Consider the following 16,960-nt stretch of genomic DNA (forward strand, 5'->3'; position numbering starts at 1 on the left):
ATACTAAATTAAAGTACTTTGATGCTGTCAGCTTGTGGGCCTTTTTGACCTTGAGATACTACGAACTCAACTTTTTGGCCTTCAGCAAGAGTTTTGAAACCGTCGCCAGTGATCGCAGAGAAGTGTGCGAATACGTCTGGACCGTTTTCTTGTTGAATGAAGCCGAAGCCTTTAGTTTCGTTGAACCATTTTACTGTACCAGTAACTGTGTTAGACATGATTATATCCTAAAATTTAATTTTTATAGTGAGCCAATTGTGGCACTGATAGCGTGGAAAAGTTTATTGCTATTGCGTACAACACAACGGGGTTACTAGTAATCCAACGAAATGTTTATATACAAAGAACTTTCTTTCTAGCCGAGATGAAGTCTAAATCAAATCAAGGGATAGTCAATCGAATACATAGTGAAAGGTTGCAGAAATTTGGGGGTAGTCAAACTTTGCATTCCTTAAATATCATGGAGTTACAGTTGTATGGCGATTTGTTGTCGTTTTTGTGAAAAAGGTGGATGAAATTGATGACAAACCTAGGGTAATTGCACCAATTTCATAAATTAAATTACGGCTCATAAAAAGCCGAAAATGAGGTTTTAGATCCGTTTAGCAGCTTGTATTTATAAATATTTTTGCGATTGAACAACTGTAGTTGAGCGATTGTCACTTTATTCCTTTAAGCGATACAGGTTCCCATTATCGGTGCTGAAAAATATGTCCCCGGCGGGTGAGATTTCTATGTCTCTAATTCTTTCCCCTAAGTTTTCTAGAATGCGTTCTTCCTCGATTACTTCACCTTGCTCGTTCAAAGTAACGACATTAATGTGGGTGAGTTTAAGTGCGCCGGCTAACAGCTTACCTTTGAGTTCTGGAAACTTATCGTCCCGATAAACCATTAGACTGCCTGGTGCTATTGAAGGTACATAAACCTTTATAGGAGGCTCAATGCCAGCTTTGGTTTCAGATTCGCCAACGCTAATCGGCCCCCAATACTCTTTGCCGTGTGATGTGACTGGCCATCCATAGTTTGCGCCTGCTTTTATTAGGTTGATTTCATCACCACCTCGCGGGCCGTGTTCAATCGACCAGAGTTTTTTAGTAGGGAAATCGTAAAACAAGCCTTGTGGGTTACGATGACCAAAACTCCAAATTTCGTTCAGAACCTTATTATTATCAATGAATGGGTTATCACTTGGCACGCTTCCATCTGGATTCAATCGTAAGATCGAACCAGCGTGAGTCATTGTGTTTTGGCCATTATCTCGGTCGCCCCGATCACCTATTGAAAAGTAAAGGTGAGTCTCATCAAAGGTGATTCGGCTACCAAAGTGACGCCTAGTGTCCGTTCTGGATTTTGATACAAACACGTCTTTCCAATTTGAGATTTTACTGTTGCTGTAATTAGCAGAGGCGAGTGCCGTTACACCTTCGTCATCAACGTTTTTGCTGTATGTTATGTACAACTTATCTTGTTCAAAAGGGGATAGAGCGATATCTAATGCACCGCCTTGGCCCTTAGCCCACACATTTGGTAGTCTGAATAAAGTCTCTTGCTCACCTGTCTTTAAATCAACGTGCTTAATGACGCCTTCTTTTTCAGTGAGTAGCATTGAGTCACCGTTGATATAAGCCAGCCCCCACGGAATAACGAGGCCATCGGTGATCTTCTCAGCTTGCCATGCATAAGACTTTGGTGAAGCTATTGGACCTGATGCAACGAGTGCTAAAGCACAGGAAATAAAGCGATGATAAACGTTCATTGAAGTCCCTTGATGATCATTCTTTTTGTTAGTCTAGCGCTTGTGTCTAATAGTTGGAAAGTTAGGGTGAGTGAAAAGTGACTATTCACATATTTCTCTCAACTAATATTGTATGAACAAACAAGCTGGCGTATGTTTATTCTGCCACCTTCTATTCGATTCTTTCGGAGCATAATGAATATTACCCCTGCAACATCTTCGCTATTTTTTCTGTTTTTAAGTTGTCAGGTAGAAAGCCAAGCTATCTATTCTCAAACCACCCGATCTCAAAACAGCTGTTCTTTTGGATACTTTACATCATGAGTCGTCGATTTGATTTTAAATCGATCTTACTCGCGTGTTTGGTCATCAGCATTGGCCAACTCAGTATGGGGTTGGTGTTTCCTTCTTTACCTTGGATTGCCAAAGACTTCGATGTGTCACTAGAGCAAGCTCAGCTTTTGGTGAGTGTGTATTTGTTAGGTTTTGGCCCTTCTCAATTTATTTATGGCCCTATTTCTGATGCTCTGGGACGTAAAAAAGTACTGCTAAGCGGCTTATTAATCGCAATGCTTGGCTTGTTGATGATTATATTCTTCAGTCATTCGTTCACCAACATAGTAATGGGAAGGTTCTTACAAGGTTTAGGTACGGGTTGCTGTGCGGTACTGGCTCGTGCCTCAACACGAGATCGTTTTAGTGGTTCTGATTTGCCGCTGGCAATGTCCTATATCGCAATGGTTGCATCTATTACACCTCTGATCGCGCCCGTTATTGGTGGGTTTATCAACTTCCACTTTGGTTGGAGCATGGTGTTTATCTCGTTACTTGGATACGTATCTTTTGCTTGGGTCGTGTTGGCGTTCAAATTTAAAGAAACGGTCACTCAATTCTCGGCGATTCCTTCACCAAAGAAAATGATTGCACAATACAAGGAATTACTCACCTCTCGTTATTTTATGAGCTTTGCGAGTATAGGTTGGCTCAACTTTAGCTTGATGATCACTACTGTGTCAGTGATGCCGTTTATCATGCAAAACCAGATCGGTATGACATCCGACGAATACGCGATGTGGGCGGTGATTCCTGCATTAGGCATGCTTGGCGGAACAAGTCTTTGTAATCGTATTCGTCCGATACTAGGTAATAAGAAAACACTGTTATGCACACCTATATTGCATATCTGTGCGGCCTTGTGGCTTTTCTTCTGTCCACTTGAACCACTGTACTTAATGATTGGTCAGTTCTTGATGATACTTGGTAATGGTATCGCGTTACCTTGTGCTCAAGCTTTGGTGATGTTGCCATATAAAAAGAACGCAGGCGCGGCGGCTGCGATGTCGGGCGGTGGGCAAATGGTCGTATCTTCAATGGTGAGTATGGGGCTAGTCCAATTAGGACTCGGGGAAGCATGGCACCTATCGCTCGTGATCATTGTGTTCACGCTGGTTACTCTGATTAATATTTTGCGTGGTTTTAGTAGCCAAGAAGCGAGAGAGTCTCAGCTTAACTAGCGAGTAAAAATTCCAAGAAGGCCATTGAAGTTCTGAGATTCAGTGGCCTTTGTTTTTTTTGTGGTGGGGGGGGGGATGGGGCTAGTAGTTGGTTTAAAGCGCTTGAAAGCGTGAACTATTCGCAGACTACCGCCACTTTTTCACTCGCGGCTGTCTTAGCTGGAACTGGATGATCGATCAATCGGATAGGTGATTCATACAGTGCAGACAATGCTTGTTCATCGAGCAACTTATCGGCGCTGCCTTCAAATGCTATCTGTCCTTTTTTTAGAGCGACAATATGTGTAGCGTAACGCAGTGCAAGGTTCAAATCATGCAAAATGACGATCACCCCAACGTTTTCCTTTTTGTTGAGTTCAGAAAGCAAACCCATTAACTGAAACTGATGGTGAACATCCAATGCAGAAGTTGGTTCATCAAGGATGAGTACAGGCGATTGCTGAGCCAGTAACATCGAGACCCACGCTCGTTGACGTTCGCCGCCAGATAAATCATCCGCAAGTGACTGTGAGAATTCAGCAACGCCAGTTCTTTCCATTGCTCGTTGGATAATAGATTTATCTTCAGAGTTCCAACGGCCTAATGCTCCTCTCCATGGGAAGCGACCTAAACGAACCAACTCTTCCACCGTTAAACCTGCAGAAGCGGGCAATTTTTGAGGCAGATAGGCAATTTTCTTGGCTAAGTCTTTGCTTTTTAACGAGGACAGGGAAGCGCCTTCTAATTGAACTGTGCCGTAATCTGGAGCTATTTGTCCGGATAGCAAATTAACTAGCGTTGATTTCCCTGAACCGTTGTGACCCAGAACGACGGTGAGTTCATCGGTCGGAATAATAAGGTCTTCAACAGATAGGATAGTTCGGTTGTCTCGAACGATGTTGATATTTGAAAGCTGAAACATATCGGTCCTGTATCAAGACCAATGACAGTGCCTAATGAAAGCGGCTCTCTATATTGGTCTTTTAGAATAATGGGTATTGCTAAGCGGTTTTTCTGTTGTCAGGGTGCCTAGGACAGTCGTCACAATATTTCCCCGAGTCACACTTATAGACGAGGCAGCAACTGATTCTGATCAGTTTAAGCATACCTGAACCTGAATCAATCTTAAGGCTGTCTAAGTGGCTGTCAGGTAATTGGCATGCGTCTAACCAAAGCTTAGCTTGCGATGTGATGTAGTCGTTAGTCAGGCTCGGTTCATGTTGTTGTAGTTTTATCAAACTGGCTAACAACAAATCAGCCAGTAAGTGATTGGTAAACCCTGGTCGAATACGAGTCCATTCACTTATTTGGCTACGATAAAACTCAGTAAGATCAAGAATGGCTTTGCCGGCATGTGGGATCAATTCTTCCGGTGTACCGTGTTGATGATCACCGTTAAAGAAGCGATAACCTGTGACAAATTCTTTGTACCTAAACTGGCCAATATTCTTAATATCAGGCAACGAACGAAGCCCATAAATAGAAATGAAAGTCACATAAATCGGTTGCCAACAAACGAGATCCCAAGTTCGAGTTAACCAATAGGCTTTGCCTGCTTCAGGGTGACTCTGTGCAATGCCATCATAAACGCGTTTGATCTCTATATGACTCTGGACATTCGTTATTGCGATGCTTTTACTGCTCAGAGAACCATAACTACCGCTTAGGTAAGGGGTTACCTGTTTTGAATAAGCGAAGATTTTTTGGTGCAGAGAAGGGGCTCTCCTACGAGTGACAATATTGTGTAGTTGGGAAAGCATTTTAAACCATTAAATGAGAATCAGTTGCGTTATCATAGCGAACATAATCGAGGAGAACCACACAAATTGGAGCATCTACTTCGAACGTTGGTCGTTTTTGATACTTATAAACAGTACATGGACTGCTTGTTTTAAGTGATAAAGACCTTGTTAAATGATAAAAGTACGGGTGAACCCTGTTTGCCACTGCCAACTAAAGAGAAGATGAAAGCTTGAATATGAACACACCAGCATTTGATCGCATCAGTCGCGTTCTGGCATATATCCATACGAACCTTAGTTCTGCGTTATCTCTAGAAGATATTGCTAAGCAAAGTTGTTGGTCTCGTTGGCAGTTACAAAGGGTGTTTCAAGCCGAAACTGGGCTCACCGTAGCCAATTATGTAAGGGAGCTTAAGCTGAGCCAAGCTGCGGAAGAGCTACTTGATGGAAAAGAACGTGTGATAGATGTTGCACTTGGTCTTGGATTCAACTCAGAAATTAGTTTTAGTCGTTCGTTTAAGCAGATGTTTGGGGTTAGCCCGAGCCAATATAGAAAAGCAGGCAAAAGAGTTGGGCTTAGAAAGCCGATTCAGGTTTCTGAAACTAAAAGCGCTGCTGATCATGGTGCTCTCAGTTTTGTGAAAGTTCGTATTGATGAGAGAGAGTCATTTCTTGTTAAGGGTATGACATCAGAAATCAGCGGTTTATTTTCACTGACACAAGACTTCGCACAAAAAGTTCCACAACTTTGGTCTCGTTTAGAGCATGAAGTTACGATTCCAAACGATAATGTGCTTCAGCTTGTTGGTGTCGTCGACCTAACTCAGTCTTGCTTTGATGGCACGAATATTCATTATTGGGCTGGCGTTGAGTTACACGATGGAATATCAATCCCTCAATTACCGAGCATTATCTCTGATAAATTAGAGGTGTTAACTATCCCTAAGCAAACCTACGCCGTGGTCAAACATTGTGGTCCTATAGAAAACCTGCGACATACCTTAAGTTGGTTTGTTCTTAATTGGCTGCCGAACTCTGGTTATCGCGGTGTGGATGGTTACGAACTCGAAGTATACCCATTTAGCTATCAAGCGCACGCCGCTGATGCCGAAATGGAATATTGGGTTCCTATTATAAAATCGTAGTCATATCTATTCAAATTTCTTTCTATAAAGCCCTCCCTCTCATTACAGCTAATTGCCGTTTTAATCATCAATTGGCTGCTTTTTAGTCAAAATAAGTCAAGTTCTTTTGGAATTTGCACCAAATTGTTAATTATCCCATTCATAGATACATACAATGCAAATGAGATTTATTATTATTTATATTAAGCATTGGTACCGAGGGAATTATGACCACTCACACTCGTTTTAAGTATTCATCATTGGCAGTTGCGTTGCTGACGGCGTTTTCAACGCAAGCGTTGGCGGAAGATACTATTACAGCAGCAGATTCGAATATAGAAACTGTCACTATTATGGGCAAAGCGTATCGTAATACCGCAACCAAATCGGCACTTGAACCAGAAGAAACGCCTCAAGGTATTACGGTTATTGATGAAGCACAGTTAGAGCAACGAGGTGTTCAATCTTTGAACCAAGCCCTTCGTTATGCACCGGGTGTTGTAACTGAAAACCGAGGTGGCTCTGTAGCCATGTTCGATTCTTACTCTATACGCGGTTTTAAAACCAATAACGTTAACTATTACGATGGTTTATCACTTCAACAATTGAATGGCTGGAATTTACAGCCGCAGATTGATCCTATCGCAATGCAACAAGTTGAGATTTTTAAAGGACCGACTTCTGTACTTTATGGAGCGATGCCACCGGGCGGCATGGTGAACATGATCGCTAAGGCTCCGCAAACTGAAAAATCAACGAAGGTTGGTGTCGCGACAGGTTCGCGAAACCTACAAGAAGCTTCGATTGATACCACTGGCCAGTTTGGTGACAGTGATTTCTCTTACCGTTTGATCGCACTTGCTCGCAAACAAGATAGCCAAGTTGATAACGCTGAAGAAGAACGTTATTTAATTGCCCCTTCTGTAGACTGGCAAGCAACAGACAGCACATTAATCAACTTCAACCTTTATTACCAAAACGATCCTTCAATGGGCATCAACTCTTCAATGCCATTAGATGTTCTGAAAGCAAGCGACCCATCTGTTTCTATGGGTGATAAGAGCTGGAGTAAATTTGAACGTGAAGTGTTGATGGTTGGTTATAAGATTAACCACGACTTCAATAATAATTGGACATTCTTACAGAATGCTCGTTATACCGATGCATCTCTTTACCAAGAGAACACTTACCATGTGAGCTACGATTCAAATACGCCGAATCAACTTAGTCGATACTTGTATTCTACAGATGAAAGCTTTAAAGGCTTTGTCATTGATAACCAACTGAGTGGTCTTATCAAAGCTGGTTCAATAGAACACAATGTGTTAGTTGGTATCGATTATCAAAATATGGATGGAGACGTAAATTACTCGTCTTATAGCGCTAACGGAAGTGGTTTCAATAGCTTCGACCCGTTGAACCCTAACAATGATCTCCTCGATCGTAGCGATGTAACAAAAACGGGTGAGTATCTTGATGACACCACATCAAGCCAACTTGGCTTATACCTTCAAGACCAAGTTCGTTTAGATGCTCTTGTCCTAATTGCAGGTGCTCGTTTTGATCACTACAAGTCAGAAAGCGATTACTATGCACATGAATCTGATCACAAGCAATTTACTTATCGTGTAGGTGGTTTATACGAACTTAATAATGGTCTATCTCCATTTGCGAGTTACGCGACCAGTTTCGAGCCAGCTCCGGGTGTTGATAAGAGTGGCAACGAATTTGATCCTGAAATGGCGCAGCAAGCTGAGATTGGTGTGAAATACCTGTCTGATGATATGTCGAAAGAAGCGACGGTTTCTTTATTCCATATTGTTAAGCAAGATATGTTGATGACAGATCCGACAAACGTCTATGGACCAAGAATTCAAGTGGGTGAAGTGGTATCGCAAGGTGCTGAACTATCAGGCCGTTGGTTTGCTACTGAGAACTTTGATATTGCGGCAGCTTACACTTACGTCGATATGGAAATAACAGAAGACACGAGTAATGGCCTAGAGGGCACTACGCCAATCTATGTACCTGAACATACTGCGAACTTGTGGGCTAACTACAACGTATTTAACGGCATGCTAGCGGGCTCCCGATTCAGTGCTGGTGCTCGTTATGTTGGCGAAATGCAAATGGATGCGAGTAATACTCAAGGTAAAGTACCTGCGTACACAGTGGTTGACCTGTCTGTAGGTTATGACTTAGGTGCAGCGAGTGATACTTTATCAGGCGCTACTGCTAACTTAGCCGTAAATAATATCTTCAATGAAGAATACTATGCCTGTTACGATCAATCGAACTGCTGGTTCGGTGCTGAGCAGTCTGTAGAACTCAGCGTGAACTACGAGTTCTAATTTATTTGAATACATAAATCTAAGCAGCCTGTGTGGGCTGCTTTTGTCGTTAAATAAACAATTAAAAAGTGACAGTGATTATATGAAAGCCAACTATTTTACTTCTCGTGTCCCTAAAGTGAGTTTGTTCATTGTCTCATTGAGCTTGTTGTTATCAGCTCAAGCGATGGCCAACTTTCAAGTTGAAGACAGTGAGGGTGTTAAAACCCTTGAAGCTCAGCCTGTTAGAGTTGCGGCGCTGAACTGGGACATAGCTGAACAAGTGATTGAGCTCGGTGTAATACCAGTAGCAGTACCTGATATTGCAGGTTATACCGATTGGGTTGTTCAACCTGCGATTCCAGAAGGCGTAGCGGACATTGGTACTCGAACTGAGCCCAATTTTTCTGCTTTGAAGAAGCTAAACCCTGATGTGATTCTTATCGCTTCGCCTCAGAAAGATCTTCAGCAACGACTTTCTGAAATTGCGCCCGTGCTTTACTACCAAACATACAGTGACCAGCACAGCAATGCAGCGGCGGCTATCGAGAACTTCAAGAAGATCGGACAGTTGCTTGGTAAAGAAGAACAAGCGAACCAAAAGCTGGCCGTAATGGATGAGCGTATCGCGGTTTTAAAAGCTGAGTTAGACAAAGCGTATCCGGGCGATAAACCGAAAGTCACTTCTTTCCGTTTTGCGAGCACGACTTCTGTATACATTTACGGTGATAACTCTATTCCACAATATGCACTTGAGCAGCTTGGCTTTGACAATGCGATGGATCTTCCTGCAAGTCAGTGGGGTATCAGTCAAAAGCGTATGACCGAGCTTAAGAACGTGAAGAAGGGGATTGCGCTTTACTTTGAACCTTTCCCATATCAAGACAAGCTAGACCGTTCTCCGGTTTGGAAGAGCATGCCCTTTGTTCGTAATGGTCAATTTAGTCCAGTAGCCGCAAGTTGGAGTTACGGCGGTGCAATGTCGATTTTGTATAACACAGAAGCCATGGCGCACTCGTTGTTGACGCTAGCGGAGCAGTAATGAAATCCAGTGGTTTTATGATGGGGGCTGCGCTGCTTTGTGCTGCCCTTATTCATTTGTGGTTAGGGCAGTCGGAATTTGGCCCTATTGGTGAGTTGCTTCAGCAAGCCTCACAGATCAGTGATATCGCAACATTCAACGTAATGGTCGATGATTCATTCGAGCTGATGGCGTTAACCTATGTCAATTTACCTCGCTTGGTGATGGCGATCTTGGTTGGTGGAACACTTGGCACCATAGGTAGTTTGTTCCAGCAGCTGACTCAGAATCGCATGATGTCGCCGTTAACTTTAGGTACATCATCAGGTGCATGGCTTGGTTTGGTTATTCTGAATGTGGTGGCGCCAATGTTAGTTGCTCAATATTCGGTTTGGTTTGCGCTAGTCGGGGCATTGCTTGCTATGGGGCTGATTGTTTCGATTGTCGGAATCAAAAATATGAGCGGCTTGCCAATTGTATTGGCGGGCATGGCGATCAACTTATTGCTAGGGGCATTTGCAACGGCGATTATTCTGCTTAACGACCAGTACGCTCAAAATCTGTTTGTATGGGGGGCGGGCGATCTAGGACAGAACGGTTGGGAACAAATAATTTGGCTGATGCCTAAGTTGCTGCCGATCTTCGCCATCTTCTTGTTGGCGCCAAGAATCCTGACTTTGCTTTCGATCGGGACTGAAGGGGCAGCAGCGCGCGGGCTCAATATTGGCGCAACATTCTTTGTATTGATGGCGGTTGGCGTTTGGTTGGCTTCAGTATCGATTACCTCGGTAGGCGTGATCAGCTTTATCGGCTTGATAGCTCCAAACATTGCTAGGCATTTAGGTTTTCTAAAGGCCAAATCTGAACTCGTCGCCAGCTGTGTATTAGGTGCGCTATTACTCTGTGTCACCGACAGCTTGGCGATATTCTTGGCGCAATGGTCTTTAGATATGATTCCAACAGGGACGGCAACCGCGGTGATTGGTGCTCCAGCGTTGATCATTATTGCTCGCAAGCAAATGTCTGCTCAAGATCAGCTATTTTTCTCGATGCCTAAAGGGCCGAAGTCTATTTCATCTTTGGCTTACTTCTTGTTGGGCTCGATGATCCTCGGGTTGCTGGCGTTGAGTACATTGTCTCAGCCTTCTTCAGATATGGGCTACTTCGTTATCCCCGATGTATTTGAATGGTCGATTCGTTGGCCGAGAATGTTAACGGCGATATTCGCTGGTGGCGGTTTGGCAGTGGCTGGTGTGATTTTACAAAGGTTGGTTTATAACCCACTTGCAAGCCCAGACATTCTTGGCGTATCGGCAGGTGCGGTGTTAGCGCTGATTTTCAGTAGTCTGTTTATGGGATACTCGATTCACTCACTAAGCCCGTGGGTTGCGTTTTTAGGCAGTGCGATTGCACTCTGTTTATTGCTACTCCTCGGTAAGAAGCATCAGTTTGCTCCATCCATTTTAATTCTTACAGGCATTTCTTTGACCGCGGTGCTGGAAGCTTTAGTGCAATTTTCTCTAACGCGAGTAGGTGAGGGGAAATACACCTTATTAGCTTGGTTAGCAGGGTCTACCTATCGTGTTGAACCTGAGTCTGCCACTATAATGGCTGTCGTGATTACGGCTTGCATAGGTGTTGCTCTACTGTTGAGTCGTTGGGTGACCTTAATTGCGACTGGACGTCAGTTCGCGAGTGCCAGAGGGTTGAATATCAACATCGCCTACGTCGTCTTGTTGTGTATTGTTGCGATCTTATGTTCGGTCGTGACAACCACCATGGGGCCTGTCGCGTTTGTCGGCTTGTTAGCTCCGCATATCGCTGCAATGGTAGGGGCTCGTTTGGTTCGAGAGCAGATTATCTTGGCGTTTTTGATTGGCGCAGCAATGATGCTATTTGCCGATTGGCTAGGTCAAGTGGTGGTGTTCCCCGCGCAGCTTGCCGCAGGAACCTTAGTTTCTATTATTGGCGGCAGTTATTTCATCTTCTTGTTACTGAAATCTCGAAGAACATAGGTTCTCCCAAAATTGAGAGTCCTTGATTATCAAAGCTACTGGTATTCAAAGCTACGAATAAAAAGCAGTGAATGGAGCGATCCATCACTGCTTTTTTATTTATGTCGTTTGTGTAAAGGGGCGGTGTTAAGCAACACAGGTCTCGCTTCTTAATGTGCAAGTTTGGCATATGTTAATAAAATGTATAACCTAAAGGTCTGACCACTTATAAGGTAGCCACCATGCCAAACCTCGATCGTATTACTTGTTCTATCGATGAAAACCAAATTGCGACGGTTGTGTTGAATCGACCCGATAAGCTCAATGCTATTGATATGGCGATGTTTGAAGCCGTTAATGACATGATAAGTGAGCTCAAGAAGAACAGAGATATTCGAGCTGTTATTGTTAAAGGCAGTGGTTCCGATTTTTGTTCTGGTTTAGATGTTAAATCGTTATTGAACAGTAAAGTAGGGGCGATGAAGCTTTTGTTCAAATGGTTACCGACATTACCTAATGCTGCGCAGCACTTTTCGCTTGGTTGGCGAGAGATCCCATGTCCTGTCATTTTTGCGATTCATGGTCGTTGTTGGGGAGGCGGCCTTCAATTAGCCAGTGGTGGTGATTTTAGGATGGCCAGTCCAGACGCGACTTTCTCGATACTGGAAGCCAAATGGGGTTTGATTCCTGACATGGGAGGCGCCATCGCATTTCGAGAGTTAATGCGTAAAGATCACACCTTAGAAATGGCGATGACCGCGAAGGTGATCGACTGTGAAACTGCGAAAGAATATGGATTGGTGACCAAGATTGCCGAAGATCCTTACGCTGAAGCTTATGCGTTAGCACTTGAGTGTGCTAATCGATCGCCAGATGTCCTTGCCGCCAATAAGAAGCTCTACAATAAAACGTGGTGGTCTAGCCCTGGTATTGCGCTGTTTTTAGAGACTTGGTATCAAATCAAAGTTGGAGCAAGGAAGAACAGAGCGATTGCCATCCAGCGTGAAACTCATAACGATAAACCACGAAAATATCTTCCCAGAACCTTTAAGTAGGGCTTGTACAGGAATAATCGTTATTACCTTTGTTTATGGGACTTTGCGGTAGCCTTAGAGCAATTTAATGTCTAAGGCTAAATGAGCAATCTGATGAACAAAACTTTTACTTACTCGCTAGCTGCCACCGCAATTTTTACAAGTTTAAATGCTTTCGCAAGTGGTCTGTTTTTACAAGAAGCTGTCGTCGCCAATGCTGGTACTACCGGCGCTGGGGACGGTGTTTATACTCGCTCTGCTGCTGCAATGTGGACGAACCCTGCCACCATGTCTCATATGGGCGAAAGCAAAACGACCATCAACACCATGGCGTTTGATCTTGAGATGCAATATCAAGACAACGATGGTAATCCAGATGGTAAAGCTCATTCCGTAATGCCGTCATTTGGTGCCTTTCACGCTCACCAAGTGACTGACAAATTACACCTTGGTATCGCGCTGGGTGCAGTAGGGGGCTCTAGCCTTGATTACGGCAGTGAGTGGGCGGGAGCTGAACTCTTAGAAGATATCACCCTCACTGCGATGCAAGTAAACCCATCACTAAGCTACCAACTGAATGACCAGTGGTCGGTTGGTGCCGGTATCCAGTTAAGTTGGGCTGCGTTACAACAGTCATCCTCTGTTTTTACAGCAAAGCAAGACACTGACTGGGCTTATGGTTATAACCTAGGTGTAATGTTTACGCCGTCGGATAAACTTAAGTTGGGTGCTAGCTATCGGTCAAAGCTTGAGCACGAGTTTAATAATGAGTTAAGAGGGGTAGAAGATTTTTCTAACTCTCTAGCTATGGATCTTGCTTTACCAGAGATCGTTGATATCAGCGCTAGTTACGCACTTAACCCAAAGCTCGACTTATTGGCTAGTGTGCAATTACATCGTTGGAGTGAGTGGGATACAACAGTTCTTGATTTTGGTGTTGCTGGAAGCCCAATTAGTGGTGTTCCACTTGAACGCGATTGGGACGACGTGTGGAAGTTTGCGGTTGGTGCTGATTATCAGCTTAACTCAGACTGGCGTCTAAAAGCCGGCTTCTCTTACGAAACCTCTCCGCAAGACGACCCAACAATGCAGTATGTTGACCTTCCTGTAGGCGAACAGTATCGCTATTCGGTAGGTGCTTCAACGTATTGGGATGATATCTTGATTGATATGTTCTACGAGTATGCGGATTTAGGTTCAGTTGATATGAATCGAAGTGGACCAAAAGGTAATACTTTGCTAAACGGCTCATTCGACGGTCGCATCCACTTTGTTGGCGTTAGTGCGACCTTCTAATGACAAAATATAATCTATTAATTGTTGCAGCAATGACACTGTGCTCGATGGGTGCTTTTTCTGAAGAGAAGCATCCGGATGATCCAACCAAGATCGTAACTAAAGCCGGCGTTGCATATAACGAAGAGCTTAAGTTTTCGGGTTCTATCGGGCTTGATGAAGCGCGAATGATCAACGCGCGCGTTAATGCAGACGGCGAAGAATGGCGAGTGGGCGGCTCATGGCTATTGCCTTTGGGGATCGTCAATTTCAACTTTAGTCGCTCTGAATACGACAACGATGCTTACAAGAATAACTACAGTATCGGAACATTTGTTCCATTGAGTTATTTCGATATCGAACCCTTTGGTTGGCAAATCTTCCCGATGGCTGGCTACAGCTATAACGATGGTGAAGTGGCGGTATTCGATGATGAGAATGTGGGTTCTGATTATGTATTGATGCCGAGTTCGACTCATGGCGGTTATATTGGTGCATTTGGTCTGAAAACGATAACTGAAGAGTGGTCTATCATGGGCTTTGGTGGTGGCTCTATGGGTTCTGATGATTATTCAGGCTATTGGGCAGGGGTCGGTGCTAGCTACAAATTGAGTGACGCCCAGTCGTTCAATTTCTTCACTATTTTTGCTGAGGATGACTTCGGTGAGAATAACAGTGTTGGTGCGTCTTACACCTATGAGTTTAAATAGCTGTTAGCAGGTAGCAATTCGCAGGTGGACACCTCTCGTAAGAACCATTGACTTAGTCCAGATTAAATTGAACAAAGTCGCTTATTAAAGTTGAGCGACTTTCTTTTATTACCATTTCTCCAATCTTTTTTATCTCTTTTTGATGCTTTCTATACCTCTCTCATATAAGAGTGCCGCTCTCTTAATCTAGATTAAGTTTTACCTGCCATATTCTCTGTACTATCCGCTTGAATCAGTGCCCATGCTTAATGGGTAACTTGCGTAATACGATTTTGAGAGGAAGACACTTGAGCACTTTGTTTACAGAAACCCACATTGGCAAGATGACACTAAAGAATCGCTTCATGAGAAGTGCAACGTGGGAAAATATGGCCACCGAGGATGGGCATATGACAGATAAACTGTACGCTATCTACGAAGAGTTGGCTCAAGGTGAAGTCGGCCTGATCGTGACGGGTTACGCGAACATCGTTGAAGAAGAAAAGCCTAATGCGGGCATGATGGGGATGTATAACGACTCATTCATTGCAGAGTATCAGAAACTGACTCAACTGGTGCACGACAACGACTCTAACATAGTAATGCAATTGGCTTATGGTGGCACCAAAACCACGCATGATCTTGGCGAACGAGTGATCTACGCACCAAGCGAGGTTCCGGAAAAAGGAACTCAAACACTAGGCAAAGCGATGACCAAAGACGAGATCGACTACATTGTTGATGCCTTTGCTCAAGCGTCTTTGAGAGCACAAAAATCAGGCTTTGATGGCGTTGAGATTCATGCTGCACACACCTACCTGATTAACCAGTTCTTAAGCCCTTATTACAACCAACGTGAAGATGAATACGGCGGTAGCTTAGAAAATCGTATGAGATTCTTGCTTGAGATCTACACATCGACTCGTAAGTTGGTAGGTGATGACTTTCCTATCTTAGTTAAGCTTACAGCTTCTGAGTTTTTCGAGGGCGGAGTGACGTTTGATGAAACTCGATCGGTGTGTAAGAAGCTTGAAGAAATTGGTGTTGATGGCATCGTGGTGTCAGGCAACATCCATGGTAAAGCCGACACCATGATTGGCGAATATCACGATGGATTCACTATTCAAGCTGAAGGTTATTTTCACGAATATGGTCATGCTATCAGCCAAGACGTTAATATTCCGGTGATCACTGTGGGTGGATTGACAGATTTCGATGCGATTGAAGCCATCGCTAATAACACGGGTATTGAATACTTCGCGCTTTCAAGACCTCTGCTATCAGAGCCTCATTTAGTTAAGCGTTGGAAGGAAGGGGATAGAAGTCCTGTTGAATGTGAGCGATGCTCTAAGTGTCGTACTAAGCGCGGCAACTTTTGCGTGGTGAATAAAGACAGAAAAGTACAGCTCGCTCGCATGTAATCGCTGATCCTAGACCCAAGCGTAAGCCTAAATTAATAAGCGAGTCTAAGTTTGAGTTTGTGTTAATTACAGGCTCAAACTTGTATTCTAAAAACGATATTTGAAACCTTATTAATCACATTCTTGTGTCAAATGAGTGTGCATTAACGGATACAATATACCTGTAAATTATCTAACCAAGTTATCGATAACCAACTGAGCAAACTTTGAAATTACTTCCTCTCTTAAAGCAACCTCGAATCCACTGACACCTTTTTAGTTTTAGCGGCATTACGATCATTTCAACTGTGACTACACTATTGATGTATCAGGGCACCCATTGCTACTACGTCAGCGAAGCTGTGCACGTTGAATCTGTATGGTCGAGTATATTGATATTTAACTAATAAAGATTAATCAGAGGTAAAAATGCAAAACAAGCATTGGTCCAAATTCGAGTTGCTGCATGAAATCGTAACCAACCCCAATATTCACGTAAAAGGTCAACACAGTTATTACAGTGATTGTTGGGATAATGGCTTCGAACAATCGGTAGTACGCTATTTACATGGTGACGAAGTCAGCCGCCAGTGGGAGCCTCGATGGGAAATCGACGAACTCTATATTGGTGACTATGTTTGCATTGGCGCAGAAGTTGTCATTCTCATGGGCGGAAATCATACTCACAGAGTGGATTGGTTTTCACTGTATCCGTTTATGGACGTGATTGAAGACGCGTATATCGGCAAGGGTGACACTCATATTGAAGATGGTGTTTGGCTAGGCATGCGAGCCATGATAATGCCAGGAGTAACGATTGGTGAAGGCGCTGTGGTTGCTGCAAATAGTGTTGTGACAAAAGACGTCGCTCCCTACTGCATTGTCGGTGGCTCTCCTGCGAAAGTGGTTAAATACCGTTTCGACGAGTCTGTTATTGAAGAACTGATTTCGATGAAAATATACGACTGGCCTGAAGATAAGTTTGAATTATTGAGGAAGCACTTAAGTGGTTCTGATCTACAGGCACTCAAAAATTCGCTAGTTGAGTATGATGCGCAAACCCCGGTAAACGATTAATTGAACTTAGTATTAGGAACACTCAGTTGCTTGTTGAGTGTTCTTT

14 protein-coding genes are annotated in these 16,960 nt (G+C 43.6%); 10 read left to right on the forward strand and 4 right to left on the reverse strand.

All coding sequences use genetic code 11. The features are described 5' to 3' along the window. Nucleotides 1–8: 8 nt before the first annotated feature. Nucleotides 9–218, reverse strand: coding sequence for a cold-shock protein (locus tag SJY39_RS17655; RefSeq protein WP_010430417.1), 210 nt, complete (start codon nt 216–218; stop codon nt 9–11). A gap of 446 nt (nt 219–664) precedes the next feature. Then, nucleotides 665–1,756 carry a PQQ-dependent sugar dehydrogenase gene (locus SJY39_RS17660; RefSeq protein WP_102282429.1) on the reverse strand — a complete coding sequence of 364 codons (1,092 nt, stop codon included), beginning with the start codon at nt 1,754–1,756 and terminating at the stop codon, nt 665–667. A 299-nt stretch (nt 1,757–2,055) separates the two neighbouring features. On the opposite strand from SJY39_RS17660, the gene SJY39_RS17665 reads away from it, so the two are divergent. Further along, the gene (locus tag SJY39_RS17665) at nt 2,056–3,249 is read left to right on the forward strand and encodes a multidrug effflux MFS transporter (protein WP_010430412.1); all 1,194 of its coding nucleotides are present in this window, start codon (nt 2,056–2,058) and stop codon (nt 3,247–3,249) included. Nucleotides 3,250–3,364: 115 nt separating this feature from the next. On the opposite strand, the gene SJY39_RS17670 is transcribed toward SJY39_RS17665, so the two are convergent. Both SJY39_RS17670 and SJY39_RS17675 read right to left on the reverse strand, forming a co-directional pair. Further along, the gene (locus SJY39_RS17670; RefSeq protein WP_065101404.1) at nt 3,365–4,150 is read right to left on the reverse strand and encodes an ABC transporter ATP-binding protein; all 786 of its coding nucleotides are present in this window, start codon (nt 4,148–4,150) and stop codon (nt 3,365–3,367) included. A 79-nt stretch (nt 4,151–4,229) separates the two neighbouring features. Next, nucleotides 4,230–4,988, reverse strand: coding sequence for a siderophore ferric iron reductase (locus SJY39_RS17675; RefSeq protein WP_010430396.1), 759 nt, complete (start codon nt 4,986–4,988; stop codon nt 4,230–4,232). 218 nt (nt 4,989–5,206) lie between these two features. Between SJY39_RS17675 and SJY39_RS17680 the strand changes: the two genes are divergently transcribed. The 9 genes from SJY39_RS17680 to SJY39_RS17720 all read left to right on the forward strand — a co-directional run bounded on the left by SJY39_RS17680 (nt 5,207) and on the right by SJY39_RS17720 (nt 16,914). Further along, nucleotides 5,207–6,115: an AraC family transcriptional regulator gene (locus tag SJY39_RS17680; RefSeq protein ID WP_016785346.1), complete on the forward strand. Its 909-nt coding sequence runs from the start codon at nt 5,207–5,209 to the stop codon at nt 6,113–6,115. A gap of 206 nt (nt 6,116–6,321) precedes the next feature. Further along, nucleotides 6,322–8,445, forward strand: coding sequence for a TonB-dependent siderophore receptor (locus SJY39_RS17685; RefSeq protein ID WP_016793428.1), 2,124 nt, complete (start codon nt 6,322–6,324; stop codon nt 8,443–8,445). An 82-nt stretch (nt 8,446–8,527) separates the two neighbouring features. Next, nucleotides 8,528–9,466 carry an iron-siderophore ABC transporter substrate-binding protein gene (locus SJY39_RS17690; protein WP_016799594.1) on the forward strand — a complete coding sequence of 313 codons (939 nt, stop codon included), beginning with the start codon at nt 8,528–8,530 and terminating at the stop codon, nt 9,464–9,466. Next, nucleotides 9,466–11,460 carry a Fe(3+)-hydroxamate ABC transporter permease FhuB gene (fhuB, locus tag SJY39_RS17695; RefSeq protein WP_016799593.1) on the forward strand — a complete coding sequence of 665 codons (1,995 nt, stop codon included), beginning with the start codon at nt 9,466–9,468 and terminating at the stop codon, nt 11,458–11,460. The genes SJY39_RS17690 and fhuB overlap by 1 nt, the downstream gene beginning before the upstream one ends. Before the next feature lie 221 nt (nt 11,461–11,681). Then, entirely contained in the window at nt 11,682–12,494 is an 813-nt protein-coding gene (locus tag SJY39_RS17700) for a crotonase/enoyl-CoA hydratase family protein (protein ID WP_016792684.1), read from the forward strand. A 93-nt stretch (nt 12,495–12,587) separates the two neighbouring features. Beyond that, nucleotides 12,588–13,769, forward strand: a complete 1,182-nt coding sequence (locus SJY39_RS17705; protein WP_016792685.1) for an OmpP1/FadL family transporter — start codon at nt 12,588–12,590, stop codon at nt 13,767–13,769. Next, a complete protein-coding gene (locus tag SJY39_RS17710) occupies nt 13,769–14,458 on the forward strand; it encodes a hypothetical protein (RefSeq protein ID WP_010430354.1) in 690 nt (229 codons plus the stop codon). The genes SJY39_RS17705 and SJY39_RS17710 overlap by 1 nt, the downstream gene beginning before the upstream one ends. Nucleotides 14,459–14,745: 287 nt before the next feature. After that, a complete protein-coding gene (locus SJY39_RS17715; protein WP_022571036.1) occupies nt 14,746–15,858 on the forward strand; it encodes an NADH:flavin oxidoreductase in 1,113 nt (370 codons plus the stop codon). 408 nt (nt 15,859–16,266) lie between these two features. Then, nucleotides 16,267–16,914, forward strand: a complete 648-nt coding sequence (locus tag SJY39_RS17720; protein ID WP_016785339.1) for a CatB-related O-acetyltransferase — start codon at nt 16,267–16,269, stop codon at nt 16,912–16,914. The last annotated feature ends 46 nt before the right edge of the window (nt 16,915–16,960 follow it).

This window comes from Vibrio sp. R78045 (assembly GCF_042466085.1).
Lineage (GTDB): Bacteria > Pseudomonadota > Gammaproteobacteria > Enterobacterales > Vibrionaceae > Vibrio > Vibrio cyclitrophicus.

Coding starts and splice junctions, on each gene's coding strand:
- SJY39_RS17700 (WP_016792684.1), top strand. CDS start 11,682: ATGCCAAACCTCGATCGTATTACTTGTTCTATCGATGAAAACCAAATT.
- SJY39_RS17685 (WP_016793428.1), top strand. CDS start 6,322: ATGACCACTCACACTCGTTTTAAGTATTCATCATTGGCAGTTGCGTTG.
- SJY39_RS17665 (WP_010430412.1), top strand. CDS start 2,056: ATGAGTCGTCGATTTGATTTTAAATCGATCTTACTCGCGTGTTTGGTC.
- SJY39_RS17660 (WP_102282429.1), bottom strand. CDS start 1,756: ATGAACGTTTATCATCGCTTTATTTCCTGTGCTTTAGCACTCGTTGCA.
- SJY39_RS17705 (WP_016792685.1), top strand. CDS start 12,588: ATGAACAAAACTTTTACTTACTCGCTAGCTGCCACCGCAATTTTTACA.
- SJY39_RS17680 (WP_016785346.1), top strand. CDS start 5,207: ATGAACACACCAGCATTTGATCGCATCAGTCGCGTTCTGGCATATATC.
- fhuB (WP_016799593.1), top strand. CDS start 9,466: ATGAAATCCAGTGGTTTTATGATGGGGGCTGCGCTGCTTTGTGCTGCC.
- SJY39_RS17690 (WP_016799594.1), top strand. CDS start 8,528: ATGAAAGCCAACTATTTTACTTCTCGTGTCCCTAAAGTGAGTTTGTTC.
- SJY39_RS17675 (WP_010430396.1), bottom strand. CDS start 4,988: ATGCTTTCCCAACTACACAATATTGTCACTCGTAGGAGAGCCCCTTCT.
- SJY39_RS17655 (WP_010430417.1), bottom strand. CDS start 218: ATGTCTAACACAGTTACTGGTACAGTAAAATGGTTCAACGAAACTAAA.
- SJY39_RS17670 (WP_065101404.1), bottom strand. CDS start 4,150: ATGTTTCAGCTTTCAAATATCAACATCGTTCGAGACAACCGAACTATC.
- SJY39_RS17710 (WP_010430354.1), top strand. CDS start 13,769: ATGACAAAATATAATCTATTAATTGTTGCAGCAATGACACTGTGCTCG.
- SJY39_RS17720 (WP_016785339.1), top strand. CDS start 16,267: ATGCAAAACAAGCATTGGTCCAAATTCGAGTTGCTGCATGAAATCGTA.